Origin of the sequence: Paraburkholderia kururiensis JCM 10599 = LMG 19447, assembly GCF_003986935.1 — a bacterium.
In the GTDB taxonomy this organism is placed as follows: Bacteria; Pseudomonadota; Gammaproteobacteria; order Burkholderiales; family Burkholderiaceae; genus Paraburkholderia; species Paraburkholderia kururiensis.
Genome location: NZ_RJZE01000022.1, coordinates 36,955 through 58,188, shown reverse-complemented (window position 1 = coordinate 58,188; position 21,234 = coordinate 36,955). Strand labels below are relative to the sequence as shown.

Annotated in this window: 16 protein-coding genes; 6 read left to right on the top strand and 10 right to left on the bottom strand. The window is 65.9% G+C overall.

Going from position 1 to position 21,234, the window contains the following annotated elements; genetic code table 11:
- Positions 1-164 precede the first annotated feature (164 nt).
- The gene (locus PKKP23_RS24520) at positions 165-2,099 is read right to left on the bottom strand and encodes a bifunctional sugar phosphate isomerase/epimerase/4-hydroxyphenylpyruvate dioxygenase family protein (protein WP_126878793.1); all 1,935 of its coding nucleotides are present in this window, start codon (positions 2,097-2,099) and stop codon (positions 165-167) included.
- Positions 2,100-2,407: 308 nt separating this feature from the next.
- On the opposite strand from PKKP23_RS24520, the gene aroQ reads away from it, so the two are divergent.
- The 3 genes from aroQ to PKKP23_RS24505 all read left to right on the top strand — a co-directional run bounded on the left by aroQ (position 2,408) and on the right by PKKP23_RS24505 (position 5,183).
- Entirely contained in the window at positions 2,408-2,863 is a 456-nt protein-coding gene (aroQ, locus tag PKKP23_RS24515) for a type II 3-dehydroquinate dehydratase (RefSeq protein WP_126878792.1), read from the top strand.
- A complete protein-coding gene (locus tag PKKP23_RS24510) occupies positions 2,860-3,714 on the top strand; it encodes a shikimate dehydrogenase (RefSeq protein ID WP_126878791.1) in 855 nt (284 codons plus the stop codon). Before aroQ ends, PKKP23_RS24510 begins: the two co-directional genes overlap by 4 nt.
- A gap of 92 nt (positions 3,715-3,806) precedes the next feature.
- Complete coding sequence (locus tag PKKP23_RS24505; protein ID WP_240659127.1) at positions 3,807-5,183, top strand: MFS transporter; 1,377 nt, start codon at positions 3,807-3,809, stop codon at positions 5,181-5,183.
- Positions 5,184-5,240: 57 nt separating this feature from the next.
- On the opposite strand, the gene PKKP23_RS24500 is transcribed toward PKKP23_RS24505, so the two are convergent.
- Both PKKP23_RS24500 and PKKP23_RS24495 read right to left on the bottom strand, forming a co-directional pair.
- Positions 5,241-5,921, bottom strand: a complete 681-nt coding sequence (locus PKKP23_RS24500; RefSeq protein WP_026121590.1) for a TetR/AcrR family transcriptional regulator — start codon at positions 5,919-5,921, stop codon at positions 5,241-5,243.
- Between the two features lie 206 nt (positions 5,922-6,127).
- Positions 6,128-7,396, bottom strand: a complete 1,269-nt coding sequence (locus tag PKKP23_RS24495; protein WP_126878833.1) for an NAD(P)/FAD-dependent oxidoreductase — start codon at positions 7,394-7,396, stop codon at positions 6,128-6,130.
- Positions 7,397-7,747: 351 nt separating this feature from the next.
- Here PKKP23_RS24495 and PKKP23_RS24490 point away from each other — a divergent pair, with 351 nt between their 5' ends.
- Complete coding sequence (locus PKKP23_RS24490; protein WP_126878790.1) at positions 7,748-10,897, top strand: transglycosylase domain-containing protein; 3,150 nt, start codon at positions 7,748-7,750, stop codon at positions 10,895-10,897.
- Between the two features lie 101 nt (positions 10,898-10,998).
- Here the strand turns inward: PKKP23_RS24490 and PKKP23_RS24485 are convergent, their stop codons facing one another.
- The 5 genes from PKKP23_RS24485 to PKKP23_RS24465 all read right to left on the bottom strand — a co-directional run bounded on the left by PKKP23_RS24485 (position 10,999) and on the right by PKKP23_RS24465 (position 16,347).
- The gene (locus PKKP23_RS24485) at positions 10,999-12,264 is read right to left on the bottom strand and encodes an ROK family transcriptional regulator (protein ID WP_126878789.1); all 1,266 of its coding nucleotides are present in this window, start codon (positions 12,262-12,264) and stop codon (positions 10,999-11,001) included.
- Between the two features lie 61 nt (positions 12,265-12,325).
- Entirely contained in the window at positions 12,326-13,123 is a 798-nt protein-coding gene (locus PKKP23_RS24480; protein WP_126878788.1) for an ATP-binding cassette domain-containing protein, read from the bottom strand.
- Between the two features lie 67 nt (positions 13,124-13,190).
- Positions 13,191-14,183 (bottom strand): ABC transporter permease, encoded by a 993-nt coding sequence (locus PKKP23_RS24475; protein ID WP_017775452.1) that lies wholly within the window; start codon positions 14,181-14,183, stop codon positions 13,191-13,193.
- 62 nt (positions 14,184-14,245) lie between these two features.
- Positions 14,246-15,256, bottom strand: a complete 1,011-nt coding sequence (locus PKKP23_RS24470; RefSeq protein ID WP_126878787.1) for a sugar ABC transporter substrate-binding protein — start codon at positions 15,254-15,256, stop codon at positions 14,246-14,248.
- Between the two features lie 350 nt (positions 15,257-15,606).
- Positions 15,607-16,347, bottom strand: a complete 741-nt coding sequence (locus PKKP23_RS24465; protein WP_126878786.1) for a GntR family transcriptional regulator — start codon at positions 16,345-16,347, stop codon at positions 15,607-15,609.
- Between the two features lie 546 nt (positions 16,348-16,893).
- On the opposite strand from PKKP23_RS24465, the gene PKKP23_RS24460 reads away from it, so the two are divergent.
- Positions 16,894-18,366 carry an NCS1 family nucleobase:cation symporter-1 gene (locus tag PKKP23_RS24460; RefSeq protein WP_126878785.1) on the top strand — a complete coding sequence of 491 codons (1,473 nt, stop codon included), beginning with the start codon at positions 16,894-16,896 and terminating at the stop codon, positions 18,364-18,366.
- Positions 18,367-18,470: 104 nt separating this feature from the next.
- Here PKKP23_RS24460 and PKKP23_RS24455 read toward each other — a convergent pair whose 3' ends face one another.
- On the bottom strand, positions 18,471-18,926 hold the full coding sequence (locus PKKP23_RS24455) for a VOC family protein (protein ID WP_126878784.1): 456 nt from the start codon (positions 18,924-18,926) through the stop codon (positions 18,471-18,473).
- A 116-nt stretch (positions 18,927-19,042) separates the two neighbouring features.
- Here PKKP23_RS24455 and PKKP23_RS24450 point away from each other — a divergent pair, with 116 nt between their 5' ends.
- Complete coding sequence (locus PKKP23_RS24450) at positions 19,043-20,038, top strand: LysR family transcriptional regulator (RefSeq protein ID WP_126878783.1); 996 nt, start codon at positions 19,043-19,045, stop codon at positions 20,036-20,038.
- Positions 20,039-20,066: 28 nt separating this feature from the next.
- Here PKKP23_RS24450 and PKKP23_RS24445 read toward each other — a convergent pair whose 3' ends face one another.
- Positions 20,067-21,077, bottom strand: coding sequence for a DUF2891 domain-containing protein (locus PKKP23_RS24445; RefSeq protein ID WP_126878782.1), 1,011 nt, complete (start codon positions 21,075-21,077; stop codon positions 20,067-20,069).
- Between the last annotated feature and the right edge of the window lie 157 nt (positions 21,078-21,234).

Below are 21,234 nucleotides of genomic sequence, written 5' to 3'. Positions count from 1 at the left end.
GCCGGACAGGCGTGCTGTCTCATCGTTTATAGAAGGAAAACGATTACCTGTTGCGACGCAAAAAGCGCCTTAAATACCGCGGCAGCTACGGTATAACGATTTACTTTATCTGTATAGCCGCGTGTGCCCTGATTCCCTGACCGCCACCACGTTGCCGCCACGGCTCAGCGCGCCCCATGACGACGCTGCTGGGCCTGAGCCGCGAGGCGTACCGCGGCGTTCGCCGCACCGTAGCCGTCGTAACCGCCGCGACGCTCCACGATCTCCAGCGAGAAACGCTGGTCCAGCAGCTCGGTATAGGCGTGGAAGAACTCGCCGCCCTGCGCGTCGCGGTCGTACAGGATGTTGTTTTCGTGCAACGCGTCGATGGTCTGATCGGGCAGTGCGTAGCGCGCGGCGAGGTCGTCGTAGTAGTTGCGCGGAATCTTGAGCAGCGGCAGGCCGCGCGCGACGAAGTGCGGGATCGCGCGAAAGATGTCCGCCGTATGGAAGGCCACGTGGTTCAGGCCCGAGCCGCGATAGGTATGCAGCGCCTGGGCCACGGCCGTGTGGCGATCCACGGATGCGTTGAGCGCCACGCGCACCGAGCCGTCGCGGCTGCGCAGCGCCCGGCTGCGCACGAGGCCGTAAGGGTCGGGCACGAGCAGGCCTGGCTCCGGCTCGAAGCCGAACGCCGTGCGCAGAAACAGCACCCATGTGTCGAGCGAAGCCGCGGGCAGCGAAAGGCAGACATGGTCGATGCCCGCGATGGGGCCGCGCACCGCCTCACCGCCCGTGCGCTCGGTGAGCACGAAGTCGGCTTCGAACAGCGTGGGTTCGTCGGGCGTTTCGTCCACGAAGTAGTTGAGGCTGCCGTCGGGCGCCTGCACCGCGGGCAGCACGCGCTCGTTCGGGCCCACTCGCCCCGAGAATGGCGCGTAGCCGAAGCCGGCGGCGCGCTCGAAGGCGAGCTTCGCGTCGTCCACGCGGAACGCCGATGCGCAGAGCGACAGACCATGCTGCTGGAAGAACGCACTTGCGAACGAGTCGGCTTCGGCGTTGAGCACGATCGACGCATCGCCGTGCTGAAACAGCGCCACGTCTTTCGAGCGATGCCGGCCGGTTTGGCGAAAGCCGAGCTTGCCGAGCCAGTCGGCCAGATGCGCGCGGGCCGTGTCGTCCACGGCGAATTCGAGGAACTGGAAACCGACGTGCGCCGGTGCGGTGGGTGGCTCGAAGAGTGCGACGGCCGCATCGCTGCTGCTGCCGGCGTGATGCGCTTCACGGTCGGTGTTGGCGCCTTTCATCGCGCCGCGCGTCTGCTCTTCGAGCAATAGCAGCGACCGATAACCGTCCGCCGCGGTGGTGGCGGTGGGCGCCGCGCGAAAACCGTCGTTGAAGATTTCGAGCGACAGCGGTCCCGTGTAGCCGGCTTCCACCACGCGTGCCGTGAAGCCCGCCAGGTCGAAGTCGCCCTGGCCCGGGAAGCAGCGGTAATGGCGGCTCCATTCGAGCACGTCCATGGCGAGCTTCGGCGCGTCGGCAATCTGCACGAACGCGATGCGCTCGCCGGGGATCGCGGCGATCTCGTCGACGCTGTCGCCGATGGCGAGCGTGTGAAAGCTGTCGAGCACGAGCCCGAGGTTCGGATGGTTCACCGCGTTCACGAGCCGCCACGCGTGGCGATACGAATTCACGTGCCGACCCCACGCGAGCGCCTCGTAGCCCGCATACACGCCGGCCTGCTGCGCGGCGAGCGCGAGCGCGCCGAGCTGGTCGGCAATGAGCGCGTCGTCGCGAATCGTGTCCGGCGAAACGTTGCTGCACACGAGGATGCGGTTCGTGCCCAGTTCGTGCATCAGGTCGAACTTGCGCTTCGCGCGTTCGAGGTTGCGTGCGAGCCGCTCGCCGCTCACGCCCTCGAAGTCGCGAAACGGCTGGAACAGCGTGATTCCGAGCCCGAGGTCGGCGGCGATGCGGCGCACGTCGGCGGGCGACCCGTCGAAGTAGAGCAGATCGTTTTCGAAGATTTCGATGCCGTCGAAGCCGGCCGCCTGGATGGCGGTCAGCTTTTCGATGAGCGTGCCGCTCATGGACACGGTGGCAATCGAACGCTGCATGCAAGGCTCCTGCGGGGAGTCGGAGAGGGATCAGGAATCGCGATGAAAAGGCGCCGTGCGATGAGCGCACGACCGTTGCGCCGCACCATCGAACGTTCCATTTGTATCTGTCTGGTACACCGTTGCAGCACGGAAAGCACTGCTGCAATGAATTCGAGGCGGAGTTTATACAAACTAACTAGATCGTACAAATTATCGAAAACCCCCAAAGACACGTGCGGCATTCGGGCGCACACTGCGCGTCAGGCTGGAGAGGCGCGTGCGCAGCCGCCGCGTTTTCCGGGCACTCCTGACATTGAGAGGTCTTGATGAGTTTTGCGTCGGTACTGGTCCTCAACGGGCCGAACCTGAATCTGCTCGGCACGCGCGAGCCGCATATCTATGGAGCGGAAACGCTTGAGGACGTCGCGCGCCGCTGCCGCGAAGCGGGCGAACGTCTGGGTCTTGGCGTGGACTTTCGTCAGTCGAACGCCGAACATCAATTGATTGACTGGCTGCACGAAACGCGCGCCGCGGTGCAGGGTGTGGTGATCAATCCGGCCGCGTACACGCACACGTCGGTGGCCATTGCGGATGCGCTCTCGGCGGTCGCGAAGCCCGTGATCGAAGTGCACATCTCGAACGTGCATCGCCGTGAGGCGTTCCGGCATCACTCGTTCGTCTCGGCCGTCGCCGAAGCCGTAATCTGCGGATGCGGCACCGACGGCTACGTTTTCGCGCTGGAGCGCATGGCAACCATTTTGAAGAGCAAGGGCAAGCAATGAGTACGTCGTCGTTTCTGATTGGCCTGATTGGCGCGGGCATCGGTGGGTCGCTGAGTCCGGCCATGCACGAGGAGGAAGGGCGCCAGCTTGGTCTCAACTACGTGTATCGCCGCATCGACCTCGACGTGCTCAAGCTCGACGCGTCGGCGCTGCCCGAACTGCTCGCGAGCGCCGAGCGCCTCGGCTACAACGGCCTGAACGTCACGTTCCCGTGCAAGCAGGCCATCATTCCGCTGCTGCACGAACTTTCCGACGACGCGCGCGCGCTCGGCGCCGTAAACACCGTGCTGCTGAAGGACGGCAAGCGCATTGGTCACAACACCGACTGGTCCGGCTTCGCGCGCGCGTTCCGGCGCGGTTTGCCGGATGTGTCGCTCGAACGCGTCGTGCAGCTTGGTGCGGGCGGGGCCGGCGCGGCGGTGGCGCACGCCGCGCTGATGATGGGCGCGCGCGCGCTCACCGTATTCGACGTCGACAACGAACGCGCCAGCGCGCTCGCCGCCGACTTGCAGGCGCGCTTTCCGCAGGCCACGGTCGCGTCGGGCGGCGTGCTGGGCGATGCGCTCGCGCAGGCAAACGGCCTGATCCACGCGACGCCTACCGGCATGGCGAAGCTGCCCGGCCTGCCGCTGCCCGCGCATCTGCTGCATAGCGGCCTGTGGGTGGCCGACATCGTCTACTTCCCGATTCGCACGGCGCTCATCGAGGCGGCCGAGGCGGCCGGCTGCCGCACGCTGTCGGGCGGCGGCATGGCGGTGTATCAGGCGGTCGATGCGTTCGGCCTCTTTACAGGCCGCGAGCCCGACGCCGAACGTATGTACCGGCACTTCCAGTCGCTGCTGAACCGCTGAGGGCTACCGCCACTTTTCACGCTCATCGGCGCTCGTCGGTACGTACCCGCGCTCACTACAACAACATCGTTCGAATACACCTGGAGACAACCATGTCCGGATCAACCCAAACTGGCGACGAGCCTCTGATGCCCGCCGCCCGCACGTCCGCCGCCACCGCGCGGCGTTCGAAGGCGCGCTATCGCATTCTGGCGCTGCTCGCCGTCGGCACGATGATCAATTACCTCGACCGCACAGTGCTCGGCATCGCCGCGCCGCAGCTCACGAAGGAACTGGGCATTGGCGCCGCGTTGATGGGGCTGATCTTCTCGGCGTTCTCGTGGAGCTACGTCGCGGCGCAGATTCCGGGCGGCCTGTTTCTGGACCGCTTCGGCAGCCGCGTCACGTATTACCTTTCGATGACGCTGTGGTCGGTGTTCACGCTGTTGCAGGGTTTCGTGAGCGGCGTGGGCGCGCTGTTCGCGTGCCGTCTCGGGCTGGGCGTGACGGAGGCACCGTGCTTTCCGACCAACAGCCGCGTCGTGGCGACCTGGTTTCCGCAGCGCGAGCGCGCCATGGCGACAGGCACGTACACGGTGGGCGAGTACATCGGCCTCGCGTTCTTCAGCCCGTTCCTGTTCGCGCTGATGGGCGCCTTCGGCTGGCGCTCGCTGTTCTACGTGGTGGGCGGCGTGGGCATCGTGTTCGGCGGCATCTGGTGGCTGTTCTATCGCGAGCCGCGCGAGCATCCGGCGGCCAATCAGGCGGAACTCGATTACATCGAAGCGGGCGGCGGTCTCACGCATCGCAAGCCGGCCGATACCGCGGCACAAAATGCGCGGGCTGCGAGCGAAGGCAAGAAAGGCGGCTTCGAGTGGCGCACCATCGGGCGCCTGCTCAAGCACCGGCAACTCACGGGCATCTGCCTCGGCCAGTTCGCAGGCAACTCGACGCTCGTGTTCTTCCTCACATGGTTCCCGACTTACCTCGCCACCGAACGCCACATGGGCTGGCTCAAGATCGGCTTCTTCGCGATCATGCCGTTCATTGCGGCGTCGGTGGGCGTGATGTTCGGCGGCACGTTGTCCGACTGGCTGCTGCGCCGGGGCAAGTCGGCGAACGTGGCGCGCAAGCTGCCGATCATCGCCGGGCTGCTGCTCGCCTCGACGATCGTGCTGGCGAACTACGTCGAAAGCAACGTGACGGTGATCGTGATTCTCTCGGTGGCGTTCTTCGCGCAGGGTATGGCGGCGCTCGGCTGGACGCTCGTCTCCGACATCGCGCCGGACGGCCTGCTCGGCGTGACGGGCGGCATCTTCAACTTCGCCGCGAATCTTGCCGGCATCGTCACGCCGCTCGTGGTGGGCTTCATCGTGTCGGCCACGGGGTCGTTCGTCGGCGCGCTCGCGTTCATCGGCGTGATCGCGTTGGTCGGCGCGCTGTCTTATATCTTCGTGGTGGGGGACATCAAGCGCATCGTGCTCGACTGAACTCGACGGCTGCGTGGTAAAGAGCCGGGGCCCGAACGGGCCCCTGTTTGTTTGCGGTCAGGCTTCCTTGCGCACGAACCGCAGTACGGCGTCGGCGATCATCTCGCGATGCCGCGCCCGCAGCCGCGGATGCGACGGGTCGCGCCCGAACGCGCTGCCGAACGTATAGCGGTTCGACACGCGGTGAAAGCAGAACGAGCTGATGAGCAGGTGCAGGTCGATGGCGTCGATGTCGGGGCGGAACTGGCCCGCCGCCACGCCGCGCGCGAGCAGGTCTTCGATCGTGCGGATCACGCTCGCGTTGCGGCTCTTGAACGACTTCAGCTGCTCGATGTATTTCGCGCCGTGAATGTTTTCGATGGAAACGAGCCGCACGAAGTCGCGGTGCCGGTCGTGATAGTCGAAGGTGAATTCCACGAGCTTGCGCAGCCCTTCGGTGGGGTCCAGCTCACTGATGGGCAGGTCCTGTTCGAGCGTGCGGATGTCGCCGTACACCTTTTCCAGCACGGCCTCGTACAACCCTTCCTTGCTGCCGAAGTAGTAGTAGAGCATGCGCTTGGTGGTGTTCGTGCGCTCCGCGATGGCATCGACGCGCGCGCCGGAGAGGCCCATGGACGAGAACTCCTGGGTGGCCACCTCGAGGATGTTGCGCTTCGTCTGTTCAGGATCGTACTTGCGGCGGGCTTCGGACGGCATGCCGTCGGTTTCGGGGGCGGCGACCCTGCTTGCCTTTTTCATTGTGCGTTTCACGGGCATTGACGGGGCATTCTAGCATGGCGAAAAAGGCCGTCCGGCAAGGATTTGCGCGGTGATGGACCGGTGTTTCGCGCCTTGCTGACGGCTTGCGGATGCCTTGCCTATGGGTTGAGCCGATGGTTTTGGCGATAAACCCCAGGCGGCGCGCACGGCACCGCAGGCGACCAAAAAAACGTCGAACCGATCCCTCAACGCCCGCGGTCCGCGAACGCGTCGCGTGCCTGCATCGCCGTGTAGGTGAGCTGCGCGGCGGCGAGCCCGACGAGCCCGTACGCCCGCGTGAGCCCGAACGCGGCGAACGCTTCGGGTACGGCACGTTCGCCCGTGATGGCCGCGGCCAGCAGTTCGCCCGATACCGTCGTGGGCGCCATGCCGTGTCCGCCGAAGCCGACCGCGTACCAGACGCCGTCGTCGCTCTGCCCGATTTGCGGCATCTTGTGACGCGCGTAGCTCATGAGCCCGCCCCAGGCGTAATCGATACGCACGTCGTGCAGTTGCGGATAGACCTTGAGCAGGTCGCGCCTGAGCAGCCGCGCGATCGCCCCGGGCTCGCGCTCCCGCACCGAAATGCGGCCGCCCCACAGGATGCGCGTGTCGCGCAGCGGCCGGTAGTAGTCGAACGCGAAGCGCGTGTCGTAGACGGCGCTCTCGCAGGCGATGGCGTCGGCAAGCCGCGCGCCGAGCGGTTCGGTCGCCATCACGTAGGTCGCGATAGGCAGCACCGCGCGCTCAACGCGCCGGTAGACGCGCCGCGCGTAGCCGCCGCCCGCCATCACCACGTGCCGTGCCTCGATTTCGCCTTCCGTGGTCTGCACCACATAACCGCTGCCTTCGCGGCGCAAGGCGCGCACCGGTGACTGCTCGTAGAGCTGCGCACCGCCCGCGGCAGCGGCTTGCGCCACGCCGAGCACGTATTTCAGCGGATGAAAGTGGAACGCATTGCGTTCGAAGAGACCGCCGCGATAACGCGTGGTCTTGAGACGCGCGGCGAGTTCGGCTGCGCTGAGCGGCTCCCAGTCCACGCCGAACGACGTCTTCATCAACCGACGTTGCACATCGAGCCGCGCCGGGTCGTCGAACCAGTTCGCGAGGATCACGCCGGCGTCGGTTGCGTCGCAGTCGATTGCATAACGGCGGATGCGCTTGCGCATCAGGTCCACGGCCGACGTCGTGAGCGCGTAAAGCTCGCGCGCGCGGGGCGCGCCGAGAATGCGCAGCAACTCCGCGCAATCCAGGCTGTAGCCGCCGAACACGAACCCGCCGTTGCGTCCGGAGGCGCCGAAGCCCACCTGTTTTGCCTCCAGCACGACGACGTCGCGCACGCCGCGCTCAACGAGCCCAAGCGCGGTGGAGAGTCCCGCCAGCCCGCCGCCGACGATGCAGACCGCCGCGCTGTGCCGTCCGGCGAGCGCAGGCCGCACGGGGCGGGTGACAGTGGCTTCGTAATAGCTTTGCATGGCGAAGACAGGAAGGCGTAGGGGCGGGGGGGAGAGGGTGCCGGCGGGTACCAGCCGGTGCAGGTATTGCGATTGCTCGATCATGCATGAATGCACCAGGCTCGCACTTCATGCGTGACAGTCGGCAATCAACCGGCAGTATCGTGCAGCGCCGCACATTGCGCATAGGAACGGATATGAAATCCGGTGCCGCGCACGAGTGTGTTGTGGTGGCGCGACTGCTGTGAAGCGGTGTTTGTCCGTATTTCCCGAAGTCTGAAAGAGCGAGCTAGACTGTTAAAAAGTTGGGTTTGAAATGTGCAGTCTGGAAGTGCAGTGCAGCGATCTGGCCAACGCCAGGGAGAAGCCGCCATGAATCGGCCGCTGGTTCGATTTCCCGTTCGCGTCGCGAGCGCGGTATCCATCTGGAGATGGATCAAGTGGGGGCTTGTCGCCGCGATTCTCGTCGCCGCGGTCATTGCCGGTCGCATCATCCAGATCGAGATCGAGACCTCGCGGCTGCAGGCGCACTATCTTTCCGAGCTGACCCGCGACGTGGGCTTCACGGTGGGCTCCGGTCCGAGCGACAGCATCCGTTTTCCTTCCCACGGTCCCTACGACGAACGCCTCGGCTACGCGCGCATTCCCGCGTTCGAAGCGCGGCTCAAGGCGCACGGTTTTGCCATCGTGGCGCAGGCGCGCGATTCCGAACGCATGGCCGACCTCGCGGACCGCGGGCTCTTCCTGCCCTATCAGGAGAAAGACGACGCCGGCCTCGTGCTGCGCGATTCGAGCGGCGAGTCGCTGTTTTCGGCGCGCTACCCGATGCGCGTCTACGAGCGCTTCGACGACGTGCCGCCGCTCGTCGCCAACTCGCTGCTCTTCATCGAAGACCGCTACCTGCTCGCGGCGGACCAGCCGAACCGCAATCCCGCCATCGACTGGGGGCGCTTCAGCCGTGCCCTCTTCGACCAGGGCGCGCGCTTTTTCAACCGGCGCCAGCCGACGCCCGGCGGCAGCACGCTCGCCACGCAGATCGAGAAGTTCCGGCACTCGCCCGAGGGCCGCACCGCGACGCCGCCCGAAAAGCTGCGGCAGATCGCGTCCGCTTCGGTGCGCGCCTATCTGGACGGTCCGCAGACCATGCCGGCGCGCCGGCAGATCGTGGTCCATTACCTCAACTCGGTGCCGCTGGCGGCGAAGGCCGGTGTGGGGGAGATCAACGGCATCGGCGATGGCCTTGCGGCCTGGTACGGCCGCGACTTCGACGACGTGAACCGCATTCTGCGCGCACCGCAATCGGGCGCGACGCTCGACGAGCAGGCCCTCGCGTTTCGTCAGGTGCTGTCGCTCCTGATCGCGCAGCGCTCGCCGTCGCGCTTCCTCCTGCACGGCAATGCGGATCTGGAACGGCTCACGGACAGCTATCTGCGTCTGCTCGCGAGCGGCAGCGTGATTACGCCCGCGCTACGCGACGCGGCACTGGCGGCGCATCTGCAATTGAGCACGGCGCGGCCCGCGCATACCGTGCAGTCGTTCGTTGCGCGCAAGGCCGTGAACGCGGTGCGCACGTACCTGATGACCACGCTTGGCGTGAGCAACGTCTACGATCTCGACCGGCTCGACCTGACCGCCACCTCCACGCTCGACAACGCCGTTCAGCGCGCCGTGAGCGATCGCCTCGCGCAGGCCGCCACGCGCGACGGCGCGAACGCCGCGGGCCTCGTGGGCTTCGAGATGCTGACGCCGCGCGACGATCCTTCCAAGATCGCCTACAGCTTCACGCTGTTCGAAAAGCGCGGCGACTCCAACGTGGTGCGCGTGCAGACCGACAGCGTGAACCAGCCGTTCGACATCAACCAGGGCGCGCGCCTGAACCTCGGTTCCACGGCGAAGTTGCGCACGGTTGTGACGTACCTGCAGATCGTGAGCGATTTGCACGCGCGCTACGGCGCGATGACACCCGCGCAACTGAAGCAGGTGAAGCCCGATCCGTCCGACGCACTGACACGCTGGGCCGTGGACTACCTCCAGCACACGCCGGACCATTCGCTGCGCGCCATGCTGGACGCCGCGGTGGAGCGCAAATACTCGGCGAACCCCGGCGAAACCTTCTACACGGGCGGCGGCGCGCAGAGCTTCAACAACTTCGAGTCCAGCGACAACAGCCGCATCCTCACGGTCCACAAGGCGTTCCAGCACTCGGTGAACCTGGTGTTCGTGCGGCTCATGCGCGACATCGTCCACTACGAGATGATCCAGACCTCGGGGCCGCCGTCGCAATGGCTCGACGACCCTGCCGTGCGCCGCTCGTACCTCACGCGCTTCGCCGATCAGGAAAGCCGCGTGTACCTGAAGCGCTTCTACCTGAAGTACCACGGCAAGTCCGCCAGCGACGCGCTCGCCACGCTGCTGCACGACGTGCGCAAGTCGCCGCCGAAGGTGGCCACCGTGCTGCGCAGCGTGGCGCCCGACCAGCCGCAGGTCTGGTTCAACGCGCAGATGCGGGCGGCCCTGAAGGGCACGCCGGGCCAGTGGCTCACCGACGACGACCTCGCGAATCTCTACACGAAGTACGGCGTGGACCGCTTCAACCTGAACGACCGGGGCTACATCGCGCGCGTGCATCCGCTCGAACTGTGGACCGTGAACTACCTGCGCACGCACCGGGACGCAACGCTTGCGCAGACCCAGGATGCCAGCGCCCAGGTGCGCGCCTACACGTACTCGTGGCTCTTCAAGACGCGCTATCACGGCACGCAGGACCGGCGCATCCGCCGCATGGTGGAAGAGCGCGCCTACGAGGCGATCGGCAAATCGTGGCAGGCGCTCGGCTATCCGTTCGCGTCGATCACGCCTTCGTACGGCACGGCGATTGGCGCATCGGGCGACCGGCCCGCCGCGCTCGCGCAACTCATCGGGCTCATTGCGAACGGCGGCAACAAGCTGCCGACGCACAGCATCGAATCGCTCGAATTCGCGCAGGGCACGCCCTACGAAACGCGTTTCGCCAGAACGGCGACGCCGCCGCAGCCGTTGATCTCGCCGGAGATCTCGGCGGTCGTGCATGGCTTGCTGGGCGACGTGGTGCAAGGCGGGACGGCGCGCCGGCTGGCCGAGGGCATGACGTTCCCCGACGGCCGCACGCTCCCGGTGTACGGCAAGACCGGCACGGGCGACCAGCGCTTCAACGTCTATGCGCGCGGGGCACGGCTCATCGAGTCGCGCAAGGTGAACCGTTCCGCAACGTTCGTGTTCGCGATGGGCGACCGCTTCTACGGCACGCTCACGGCCTGGGTGCACGAGCCGTATGCCAGCCGCTACTCGTTCACGAGCGCACTGGCGGTGCAGTTGCTGAAGTCGCTGGCGCCGGCGTTGCAGCCGCTCGTGGATGCGCCGGCGAAGGCGGCGGGGAGTACGCAGGTGGCGAATGCAACGGCACAGACTCAGCCTCGGCCCATGTCAGTCGGTGCGGCAACGCTGCAACGTGTGGCGGCGCCGTCTAACGTGGTCGAGCGGTAGCGAGCCTGGGGCCTGTTGTATCGCATGGGTCAAAGCTGGGCTCGACTCGAAGAAGCCAGGGGCGAGTGCGTGGCACCGAGCCGCGCCTCGCGCCGCCGCCGTCAGTAGTCCGGCTGCGTAGCGGGCTTGAGAAACAGCTCGTGCGTGGGCGCGAAATGCGCGTAGAGCGGCAGAATCGCGCCGCCCATCGCACGTGCGTCTGCGCCGATGGTGCCTTCCAGCAGTTGCGGACGCACCATGCCTTCCCATTCGAAACGGTCCAGCACGCGCTCCGTGCGGCGGATGATCTCGCGCAGCAGTTGCCGATCGAGTTCGCCGTCTATCACCACGGCTTCCAGATCGAGCAGCGCCGCCGCGTTTGTGAGCGTCGCCGCGATGGCGGGGCAGGCGGTGTCGAGCCATTGTTCCGTCAGGCGCCACAACTCCGCGGATAACGCGCGGTGGTCGTGCGCGGCCGTGGGCGGCGCGCCTGCCGCAGCGAACAGACGTTCCAGTACGAAGCCCGAGGCGGCGTGCAGCAATTGCCGGGCAGGATCGGCCGTTGCGTCGTGTGGGCCCGTTGCGCTGCCGGCCAGCGGAATCGAGCCCACCGCGCCCGCGTTGCCGTGCGGACCGCCGTGCAGGCGCCCGTCGATCACGAGCCCGCCGCCGATAAACGTGCCGACGAACAGATACAGGAAGTGATTGATGCCGCGCCCCTGGCCCATCACGAGTTCGGCGGCGCAGGCGGCCGTGGTGTCTTTTGCGAACTCGACGGGCAGGCCCGTCATGGTTTCGATGCGCGTGCGAATGTCGATATCGTTCCATGCCGCGAGCGCCTCGGGCGGCGCGCCGAGAAAGTCGCGCCAGCCGCCCAGCCACAGCGGCGCCGCCACGCCCACGCCCACAATCTTCTTCGCGTGCGCGCCCAGTTGCGCGTTCACGCGCGCGAGCTTGGCTTCGAGCGCCGGAAACAGCATGTGCGGATCCGGGTATTCGTACTCCAGCACGTCGCGTGTGCGCACGTTGCCCATGAAGTCCATGGCGAGCACGTCGAGGCTGCGCCGCCCCACCTTGATGCCGATGGTGAACGCGCCGTCGGGTGCAAGCGCGATAGGCACCGACGGCTGACCGATACGGCCGCGCACGCGCGGCTGCCGTGCAAGCAGGCCGTCGTCGATCAGCCGGTCGACGATCATCGAGACCGTCTGCATGGAAAGCCGCGTGAGCCGGCCCACGTCCGCCTTCGCGAGCGGACCGCGCAGCCGGATGGCCTGCAGCACGATGCGCTCGTTGAACTGCCGCATGCCGACCTGATTCGAGCCGACAGGTTGCCTGCCGGGCTGCATGAGTGGTTGCTTGAGCGGGGTACGGTGGCCGTTTTCCATTGCGGGGGAGCGGGCTGGGCGTGCGGGAAATGAGAGTGAAGGGGCTGGCGCGCAAAGACGTTCAGGCAATCGCCTTCACATCGGCTTCCTTCGCGCCCGTCATGATGGCCACTGCTTCGGACATGTGAATGTCCTTCGTTTTCACGAGCGCCGCGCGCCGCCCCAGCCGCTGGATGTGGATGCGGTCGGCCACTTCGAACACGTGCGGCATGTTGTGGCTGATGAGGATCACGGGCAGGCCGCGATCGCGCACGCGCCGGATCAGCTCGAGCACCATGTTGCCTTCCTTCACGCCGAGTGCCGCGGTGGGCTCGTCGAGAATCACGACGTGGCGCGCGAAGGCCGCGCTGCGCGCCACGGCCACGCCCTGGCGCTGGCCGCCCGAGAGCGTTTCCACGGCCTGCTTCATCGAACGGATGCCGATCTGCAGGCCCTTCATGTGCGCCGTGGCTTCTTCGAGCATGCGCCGCTTGTCGATCATCTTGAGCAGCTTGCCGCGCCAGCCCGGCTTCACGAGTTCGCGTGCGAGAAACAGGTTCTCGGCGATGGTCATGGCCGGAGCCACCGCGAGGTCCTGATAGACGGTTTCGATGCCGTGGTCGCGCGCGTCGAGCGGGCTGCGGAATTTCACGGCGCTGCCGTCCAGCAGGATCTCGCCTTCGTCGGGCACCGTGGCGCCCGAAAGCGCCTTGATGAGCGACGACTTGCCCGCGCCGTTGTCGCCGATCACGGCGAGAATTTCGCCGGGCATCACTTCGAAATCGCAGCCGTCCAGCGCCGTGACCTGGCCATAGCGCTTCACGAGGCCACGTGCCGAGAGCACGGGCGTGGCGGCCGAAGAGGAGGGGAATGTCGACATCGCTTGCTCCTTGCTTGCGAGACGTAGGCTGAGGCTGAGACCGAGGCTGGACTCGTACCGTCGCGCGTCAGGCGCGGCGATGCGAGAGCTTGTCCGCGGCCACGGCGAGAATCACGAGAATGCCGGTGATCAGCACCTGGTACACCGACGACACGCCGATCAGCGTGAGCCCGTTGCGGAACACGCCCACGATCAGCGCACCCAGCAGCGTGCCGACAATCGTGCCGCGTCCGCCGAAAAGGCTCGTGCCGCCCAGCACCACGGCGGTGATGCTGTCGAGGTTTTCCGTCTGCCCGGCCTGCGGATCGCCCACGCCTGTGCGTGCCACCGAAAGCAGTGCCGCGATGCCGTAGATGGCGCCCGCGAGCCCGTAGACGGTGAGCAGGATGCGTTGCGACGAGAGCCCCATGAGCCGCGCCGCTTCGGCGTTGTTGCCGAGCGCGTAGAGATGCCGGCCCGGCACTGTGTCGCGCAACACGAACCACGTGAAGAGGTACATGAAGAGCGTGAGCACCGTGCCGTACGTCACCTGCGCGTGCCCCAGGCCGAACGTGTTGCCGAAGAACATGATCGCGTTGGGCAGGTTCGACACGCTCTCCGCGTTCGAGTAGATCTGCGTGAGCGCGAACGCGATGTTCAGCGTGCCGAGCGTCACGATGAACGGCGGCAGCTTGATACGCGTGATCAGCACGCCGTTCAAGAGCCCGAACAGCGTGGTGGCCGCGATGCCGCAGGCGATGGCGAGCACCGGCGGCAGGCCGAGTATCACGGCGAAGCGCGTCATCACGATGGAGCCGAACGCCATCACCATGCCGCAGGAAAGATCGATGCCGCCCGTCAGTACGATGAGCGTCTGACCGATCGCGATCACGGCGACCACCATCGTCTGCTGGAGAATCAGCGAAAGATTCTCGAACGAGAGGAAGCGGTTGCTCTGCGAGATGAAGAACGCGCACGCGAGCACGAGCGCGAGGAACGGCCCGACGTCGGCGATGGACGGCAGGTGGTCTGCGAAGTGATGCTGGCGCGGGCTCGGCGCCGGCGCGGTTGGAGTCGGCATGATGCACTCCTCTCAGGCAATGACAGCGGGAAGAACGGAAAGCGACACGGCGCCGGCGCTGCTTACTTGTTGCCCCAGCAGTTCTCCAGCCCGAACTTCGAGTCCTTGCTGTCGACGCCGGACATCGGCTTGTCGGTGATGAGCGTGACGCCCGTGTCGTGATAGCCGCTCGGCTTCTTGCCCGTCTTCGCATACTCCACGCCCGCGTTCACGCCGAGTTCGGCCATCTTGAGCGGATACTGCTGCGAGGTCGCCGCAATGGCGCCGGCCTGCACGTTGCGCACGCCGTCACAGCCGCCGTCGATCGAGACGATCATCACGCTCTTGTCTTTGCCCGCGGCCTTCAGTGCGCGCCAGGCGCCCGCCGCGGCCGGTTCGTTGATCGTGTAGACGAGGTTGATGTCCGGCGACTTCTGCAGGCAGTTCTCCATCGCCGTCTGGCCCTTCGCCTGGTCTCCGCGCGTGTCCTGGCTGCACACGATGGACGCGTCGCCTTCCTTGATGCCGAAGCCCTTCAGAAAGCCGTTGTGGCGCAGCACGCCCACTGAGATGCCGGGCGCAAGGTCGAGCGTCGCGATCTTCGCGGGCTTGCCGGCCATGGCCGCCTTCGCGTATTCGCCGATCAGCACGCCGGCCTTGAAGTTGTCGGTGGCGAAGAGGGCGTCGGTGGCGTCCTGCGGCTCGGTCGGCGTATCGAGCGCGATCACGATGGCTCCTGCCGCGCGCGCCTTCTTGATGCTCGGCACGATGGCCTTGGTGTCGCTCGGCGTGATCAGAATCGCTTTCGCGCCGGCCGTGAGCATGTTCTCGATGGCGGTGACCTGGCTTGCGTTGTCGCCGTCGAACTTGCCCGCCGCCGTGAGCAGCTTCGCGCCGTTCTTCTGCGCGGCGGCCTCGGCGCCCTGACGCATCTTCACGAAGAACGGATTGGTGTCCGTTTTCGTGATGAGGCCCACCACGACCTGATCGGCGGCTTGCGCGGACGCGGCGCACCAGATGGCGGAAACGGCGACGCTCAAGGCGGCACACCGGGCGAAGACTCGCCGGCTGACGGGATGCAGATGAAGTCTCATGGAACGCTCCTCCGGTTTCTTGATTGACGGCTGTGGGGTGGCCGGCTGCGTGGCTCGGCTCTGTGGGAGTAAATCAATTGGTTTGATTTAGTACAGCAGCCCCATGCGGCGTCGTCAAGGAACGCTAAACGATGCAAGGCGTCAGGGATCGTTAGAACGAAGGGCGAGAAGCCTTGCGACACAAGGCCTCCGAAATGTCGTGCGTTGCAGCAGGACGAAGGCCGGGATTGGGGTAAATCAGGAGGGCTTTGACGGTGCGTGGCCCGCTTTGGAACGGGCGTGCGGGCGAATTGGCGTGCCGTGTTTGTTGTCGGCTTTGGTTGGCTTTGGTTGGCTATCGTTGGCTTTCCTCAGCTTTTATCGGCGGCGGCCGACGCGTCGCGCGACTGTGTCTGCATCGGTCCGAACACGTCGCGCAGATCGACGTTGCCGTGCGAGGGCCGGTCCAGCATCTTCACCTCGACGCTGCGCAGATGGCGCGACATGAGGTCGGCGGCTTCGGCGGCGTGGCCGGCTTCGAGGGCGGCGACGATGGCGGCGTGGTCGTCGAACGAGCACGGGCTGCGGCCCAGCGATTCGTAGAGCGCCGAGATCAGGGTGGACCGCGCGACGAGGCCATTGAGGCAATCGCAGAGCACCTCATTGCCCGTGAGCGTCGCAAGCTCGGTATGGAACTGGCCCGAGAGGCGAATCCATTGTGCGAAGTCGCGGCTCTCGAACGCCTTGCGCTCCTGGCCGATCAGGCTCTTGATCGTCTTGAGGTGCCGCGGCATGCCGCGTTCGCCCGCCACGCGCTCGATCACGGCCTGCTCGATGATGCGTCGCATCTCGAACACTTCATGCACCTCCTTCAGCGACGGACTCGCCACATAGGCACCGCGGTTCGGCTCCAGATCGACGAGCCGTTCGCTCGCCAGCTGGGCGAGGGCGAGGCGGATGGGCCCGCGCTTTACGCCGAAGATGTCGCACAGTTGCGCTTCGGTGAGCTTGGTGCCTGGCGCCAGGCGGTGTTCGAGAATGGCGGTGCGGATGTGAGCGGCAATCGCATCGGGTTTCAGATTGCCGGTTCCGTTGGTATTCGTTTCTGTCATGGCGGGCAGGGTTCGGATCGCGCTCCATCGTAGCGCGAATACAAAGACTGTCAACAATGTGGGATGCGCGGCAAGCGCGTCTTCGCGGGCAGGATTGTTATCAATATCTGGTGCGGGCTATGCCGCGTAGCGGTGCAAATGCACCGGAATAGCGCGGCGTTCAGCACTTGTTTATCTTTTGACCCTGCCTTGAGGTGTCGAAATAATTCGACCTGCCAGGAAATTTGTTGACAATCTTTTTGGCCACTTTACGATGGGCCTCCAGCAACTCGGGTAATACGCGTCGGCCGCCGCGTGTGCCCCGCAGTCCATGCTTGCAGTCGTCGTTTGCAGATTGGCAGTGAATGCAGTCGCAGCGCCGCTCCACCTATTTTTCCAACCGGCAGCACCGAAGTACCCCCGCGCTTTCTTCGCCGAAGGCGCGGCGCTGCATCGTCCGTTCGCAGCGCCGCGCAGGGTGGCGGGAGAGTCCATTTCGATCCGGCGCGATCGAGGCCGACCCTCTACGCAGGCCTCGCAGCGCGCTCCCTTCGACTGGAGGCCGTCATGGCTGATCTCATCAATTCCGCCGCCATTCCAGGGCGGCCTGCGGATGCGCAGGACGACATCGCGGCGCGCGCCGGCTACAGCGAGCGCCTGTGCAACGACGACCTCGCGCCGCTCAAGGACCAGCACTGGGGCGCCTACAACATCTTCGCGTTCTGGATGTCCGACGTGCACAGCGTGGGCGGCTACGTGTTCGCGGGCAGCCTCTTCGCGTTGGGACTGGCAAGCTGGCAGGTGCTCGTTTCGCTGATCGTGGGCATTGCGATCGTGAACGTGTTCTGCAACCTCATCGCCAAGTCGAGCCAGAAGCACGGCGTGCCGTATCCCGTGATCTGCCGCGCCACGTTCGGCGTGCTCGGCGCGAACGTGCCCGCAGTGATTCGCGGGCTCATCGCCGTGGCGTGGTATGGCATCCAGACCTACCTCGCGTCGAGCGCGTTCGTGGTGGTCGTGCTGAAGTTCGCGCCTTCGCTCATGCCGTACGCGGACGTGCATCAGCACGGCTGGCTGGGTCTCTCGTACCTGGGCTGGGCCGGCTTCATGGTGCTGTGGCTCTTGCAGGCGCTCGTGTTCTGGAACGGCATGGAGACCATCAAGAAGTTCATCGACTTCGCGGGGCCAGCCGTCTACGTCGTGATGTTCGTGCTTGCCATCTACATGGTGGCGCGCGCGGGCGTCTCGAACATCGGGCTCAACCTGGGCCAGGTGAAATACAGCGGCTGGGACGGGCTGCCCGTCATGATCACCGCTATCTCGCTGGTGGTCTCGTATTTCTCGGGGCCCATGCTCAACTTCGGCGACTTCTCGCGCTACTGCAAGAGCTTCGGCAGCGTGAAGCGCGGCAACTTCTGGGGGTTGCCGGTCAACTTCCTGGCGTTCTCGGTGATCACGGTCATCACGACGTCGGCCACGCTGCCTGTGTTCGGCCAACTTATTACGGATCCCGTAGAAACGGTGAGCCGCATCGATCAGCCGTTCGCGGTGGTGCTCGGCGCGCTGACCTTCATGGTGGCCACCATCGGCATCAACATCGTTGCGAACTTCGTTTCGCCCGCGTTCGATTTTTCCAACGTTGCGCCCAGCCGCATCAGCTGGCGCGCGGGTGGCATGCTGGCGGCCGTGGCGTCGGTGTTCATCACGCCGTGGAACCTGTTCAACAATCCCGAAGTGATCCACTACACGCTCGACGTGTTGGGCGGTTTCATCGGGCCGCTGTACGGTCTGCTGCTGGTGGACTACTTCCTCGTGAAGCGCCAGCAGGTCGTGACGGACGAGCTTTACTCGATGTCCCCGCAAGGCGCCTACTGGTACAGCAACGGCGTGAACTGGCGCGCGGTGGGCGCGTTGCTGCCGGCCGCGGCGATTGCGGTGGCGTGCGCGTTCGTGCCTTCGCTGAAGGCGTTCGCGAACTTCTCGTGGTTTATCGGCGTGGCGCTGGGTGGGGTGTTCTACTGGGTGCTGGCGCGCCGTTGATGTTTGCGAGCGGCCGCGCGATTGCTCTCGCGGCCCGCGCGCATGAAAGCTTCCGCGCTGCCCCCCCGTTTCGTGATGAGACGCGGGCGCAGCGCGCTTCACGTCTACTTCGCGAACAGCGACGCCATATTCGCGAACGCCTTGATTTCCAGTGCGTTGCCCGACGGATCGAGAAAGAACATCGTCGCCTGTTCGCCCACTTCGCCCTTGAAGCGGATATGCGGCTCGATGATGAAGTCGATGCCCGCCGCTGTCAGCTTCGCCGAAATCTGTTCCCACTCCGGCATGGAAAGCACGACGCCGAAATGGCGGACGGGCACCGCATCGCCGTCCACGGCGCTTGTCTTGCGGTGCCCGACTTCCTCGGGCGCGAGGTGAGCAACGATCTGGTGCCCGTAGAAATTGAAGTCCACCCAGGCGTCCGAGCTGCGTCCTTCGGGGCAGCCCAGCAGCGCGCCGTAGAACTCGCGCGCGGCGGCGATGCTGTGAACAGGGAAGGCGAGGTGGAACGGCGGAATGGAGGTGGATGCGATGTTGGAAGCGGCGGCAGTCTGGCTCATGGCGATGGGCGGCTGTGCGATGTGACCGGTTAGAAAACGCCCAGTCTACTCATGACGGAAATTGGCGAGAAACGATATATTTTCGTGCTCAGCACAAAATTTATCGATGAATCACCATGCTTCGCGAACTCAAGACTTTTCTCGCCGTGGCCGAGCACGGCACGTTTTCTGCAGCCGGCGCGCGCATCGGGCTCACGCAGTCCGCGGTGAGTGCGCAGATGCAGCGGCTCGAAGAGGAACTCGGCGTCGCGCTGTTCGATCGCACGGGGCGTTCGGCGCGGCTCTCGCCCGCAGGTCGCGAGACGCTCGCGCTAGCCGGCGAATTGATGACGCTCTACGCGCGCCTCGGCAAGCGTGGGGCGGCCGCGCAGAAGACCGGCGTGCTGCGCGTGGGCGCAATCGCTTCGGCGCAGACGTCGTTTCTCGTCGGCGCCATTCATGCCTTTTGCGGCCAGTGGCCGGGCTGGCGCATTCGCGTGGTGCCGGGCGTGTCGCTGAATCTGCTCGGGCAGGTGGACGCGGGCGAGATCGACGTCGCCGTCATCATTCGCCCGCCGTTTGCGCTGCCTTCCGAACTCGAGTGGCGCACGCTCGCGGTCGAACCGTTCGTGCTGCTCGTGCCCGATGCGCTTGCCGCCACGGACTGGCGCACCGTGCTCAAGACAGCGCCGTTCGTGCGTTACGACCGCAGTTCGTTCGGCGGGCGCGTGGTGGACCGCTTTCTGCGCCGTACGCGGATGACGGTTCGCGACGTAGTGGAACTCGATGAACTCGACGCCATCGTGCAGTTGGTGGCGCATGGCGTGGGTTGCGCGCTGGTACCGAAGACGTTGGGGCTCACGGCATGGCCGCCGGGCGTGACGGCCCTCGATGTTGGCGACCCGTCGTTCTGCCGTGAGATCGGCCTGGTAGAGCGGGCACCGCACAGCCGCAGCGAGGCCGCGCATGCATTCGCCGATGCGGTGAGCCTTGCGGCACAGTCGTGGCCGGCGCGGGCGGCGAGACTGGAGAAACCGGGCAGGGCGAAGAAGACGGCGCAGCCGCAGCCACGTGGGGTGAAGCCCCAACCCGCAGCCACACCGCGCGCCGCAAAGGCGCGGGGAGCACGCTAATCCCGCGCGCCCGCGGCGGACCTTTCTCTTACGCTTCGAGCGCCAGCGTCGCAAACGTGGCGAGCCAGTGCTCGCCCATGTAGTCGCCGGCCACGTGATCCAGTGCGGTCGCCAGATGCGTTTGTGCGGCGTCGAGCAGCACCGGCACGCGCGGGTCGGCGCTCGGCAGCACGCGCGCGAGCGACCGTTGGCACCACGCGCGGCTCAGGTTGAGGCCATCGAGATGCGCAATCTTGCCGTCGCTGCGGTCCGTGACCGTCGCGGGCGTAAAGAGCGTGGCGGGCTCGCGTGCGTCGAGCCCCGGCAGGAAGCGTGTAAGCCAGGGCTCGAATTCGCGCGGCGCCAGCACGCGGCTCATCAACTCCGCTTCCATCAGCGAGGGCGAGAGGAACTCGTCGCCGGACGGCTCCCATGCCTGGCACGCCGCGTCGTTCAGGTACCAGCGCCTCGCCGTCTCTTCGATCAGCGCGGCCAGCGAATCGCGCGACGTGCGCCGCGCGAAATCCAGCGCTAGCGCGAGCGCGAACGCCGTATTGAAGTGCGTGCCGACGCGCAGCGGATACGTCGCCTTCGGCAAGAATTCCTCGAAGCGTTCGACGAAGGCCTCCGTGAGCGGCGCGAGCGTCTGCGACCAGCGCGGCGCCTGGGGCACCCTCAATTCGGCGGCTTCGGCCGCGAGCGCCAGCAGCCATGCCCAGCCGTAGGGCCGCTCGAAGCCGCGGTTGTGCGGCAGGTCGAGGTAGGCGCGCTCGCCGGCCACTTTTTCCTCGGTGAAATGCTCATCCACCACGGCGACGATCTGCGGGGCTTCGGGCAGCCCCGGAAAGCGGTCGATCAAGCGCAGCACGAGCCAATAGCCATGCACGCACGAATGCCAGTCGTAGCTGCCGTAGAAGATGGGATGCAGCGCACGCGGCCCTTGCACGTCCTGCGGACCCGCGAGCGAATGCGTGAGCTTGTTGGGGTACTCGCGCGTGAGGTGCCCGAGCGCGAGCGTGGCGAATTTCGATGCAAGGGCGGAGGTGAGTTGTGCGGACATCGGCGCCTCGTGGGGATTGGGGGGAGCGGGTACGGGGAAGAGCGGAAGAGCAGCGGCGAATCTTACACGACAGATTATCGATAAATAATCGATAAAGTGAAGGGAGGGGAAGCGCGGGTGGCGTGACGAGGCGGCTCGGGTGCTCGTTACCACGCGC

Excerpts from the sequence above, each read along its gene's own strand:
- PKKP23_RS24520 (WP_126878793.1), bottom strand. The coding sequence starts at position 2,099 with ATGCAGCGTTCGATTGCCACCGTGTCCATGAGCGGCACGCTCATCGAA.
- aroQ (WP_126878792.1), top strand. The coding sequence starts at position 2,408 with ATGAGTTTTGCGTCGGTACTGGTCCTCAACGGGCCGAACCTGAATCTG.
- PKKP23_RS24510 (WP_126878791.1), top strand. The coding sequence starts at position 2,860 with ATGAGTACGTCGTCGTTTCTGATTGGCCTGATTGGCGCGGGCATCGGT.
- PKKP23_RS24505 (WP_240659127.1), top strand. The coding sequence starts at position 3,807 with ATGTCCGGATCAACCCAAACTGGCGACGAGCCTCTGATGCCCGCCGCC.
- PKKP23_RS24500 (WP_026121590.1), bottom strand. The coding sequence starts at position 5,921 with ATGAAAAAGGCAAGCAGGGTCGCCGCCCCCGAAACCGACGGCATGCCG.
- PKKP23_RS24495 (WP_126878833.1), bottom strand. The coding sequence starts at position 7,396 with ATGCAAAGCTATTACGAAGCCACTGTCACCCGCCCCGTGCGGCCTGCG.
- PKKP23_RS24490 (WP_126878790.1), top strand. The coding sequence starts at position 7,748 with ATGAATCGGCCGCTGGTTCGATTTCCCGTTCGCGTCGCGAGCGCGGTA.
- PKKP23_RS24485 (WP_126878789.1), bottom strand. The coding sequence starts at position 12,264 with ATGGAAAACGGCCACCGTACCCCGCTCAAGCAACCACTCATGCAGCCC.
- PKKP23_RS24480 (WP_126878788.1), bottom strand. The coding sequence starts at position 13,123 with ATGTCGACATTCCCCTCCTCTTCGGCCGCCACGCCCGTGCTCTCGGCA.
- PKKP23_RS24475 (WP_017775452.1), bottom strand. The coding sequence starts at position 14,183 with ATGCCGACTCCAACCGCGCCGGCGCCGAGCCCGCGCCAGCATCACTTC.
- PKKP23_RS24470 (WP_126878787.1), bottom strand. The coding sequence starts at position 15,256 with ATGAGACTTCATCTGCATCCCGTCAGCCGGCGAGTCTTCGCCCGGTGT.
- PKKP23_RS24465 (WP_126878786.1), bottom strand. The coding sequence starts at position 16,347 with ATGACAGAAACGAATACCAACGGAACCGGCAATCTGAAACCCGATGCG.
- PKKP23_RS24460 (WP_126878785.1), top strand. The coding sequence starts at position 16,894 with ATGGCTGATCTCATCAATTCCGCCGCCATTCCAGGGCGGCCTGCGGAT.
- PKKP23_RS24455 (WP_126878784.1), bottom strand. The coding sequence starts at position 18,926 with ATGAGCCAGACTGCCGCCGCTTCCAACATCGCATCCACCTCCATTCCG.
- PKKP23_RS24450 (WP_126878783.1), top strand. The coding sequence starts at position 19,043 with ATGCTTCGCGAACTCAAGACTTTTCTCGCCGTGGCCGAGCACGGCACG.
- PKKP23_RS24445 (WP_126878782.1), bottom strand. The coding sequence starts at position 21,077 with ATGTCCGCACAACTCACCTCCGCCCTTGCATCGAAATTCGCCACGCTC.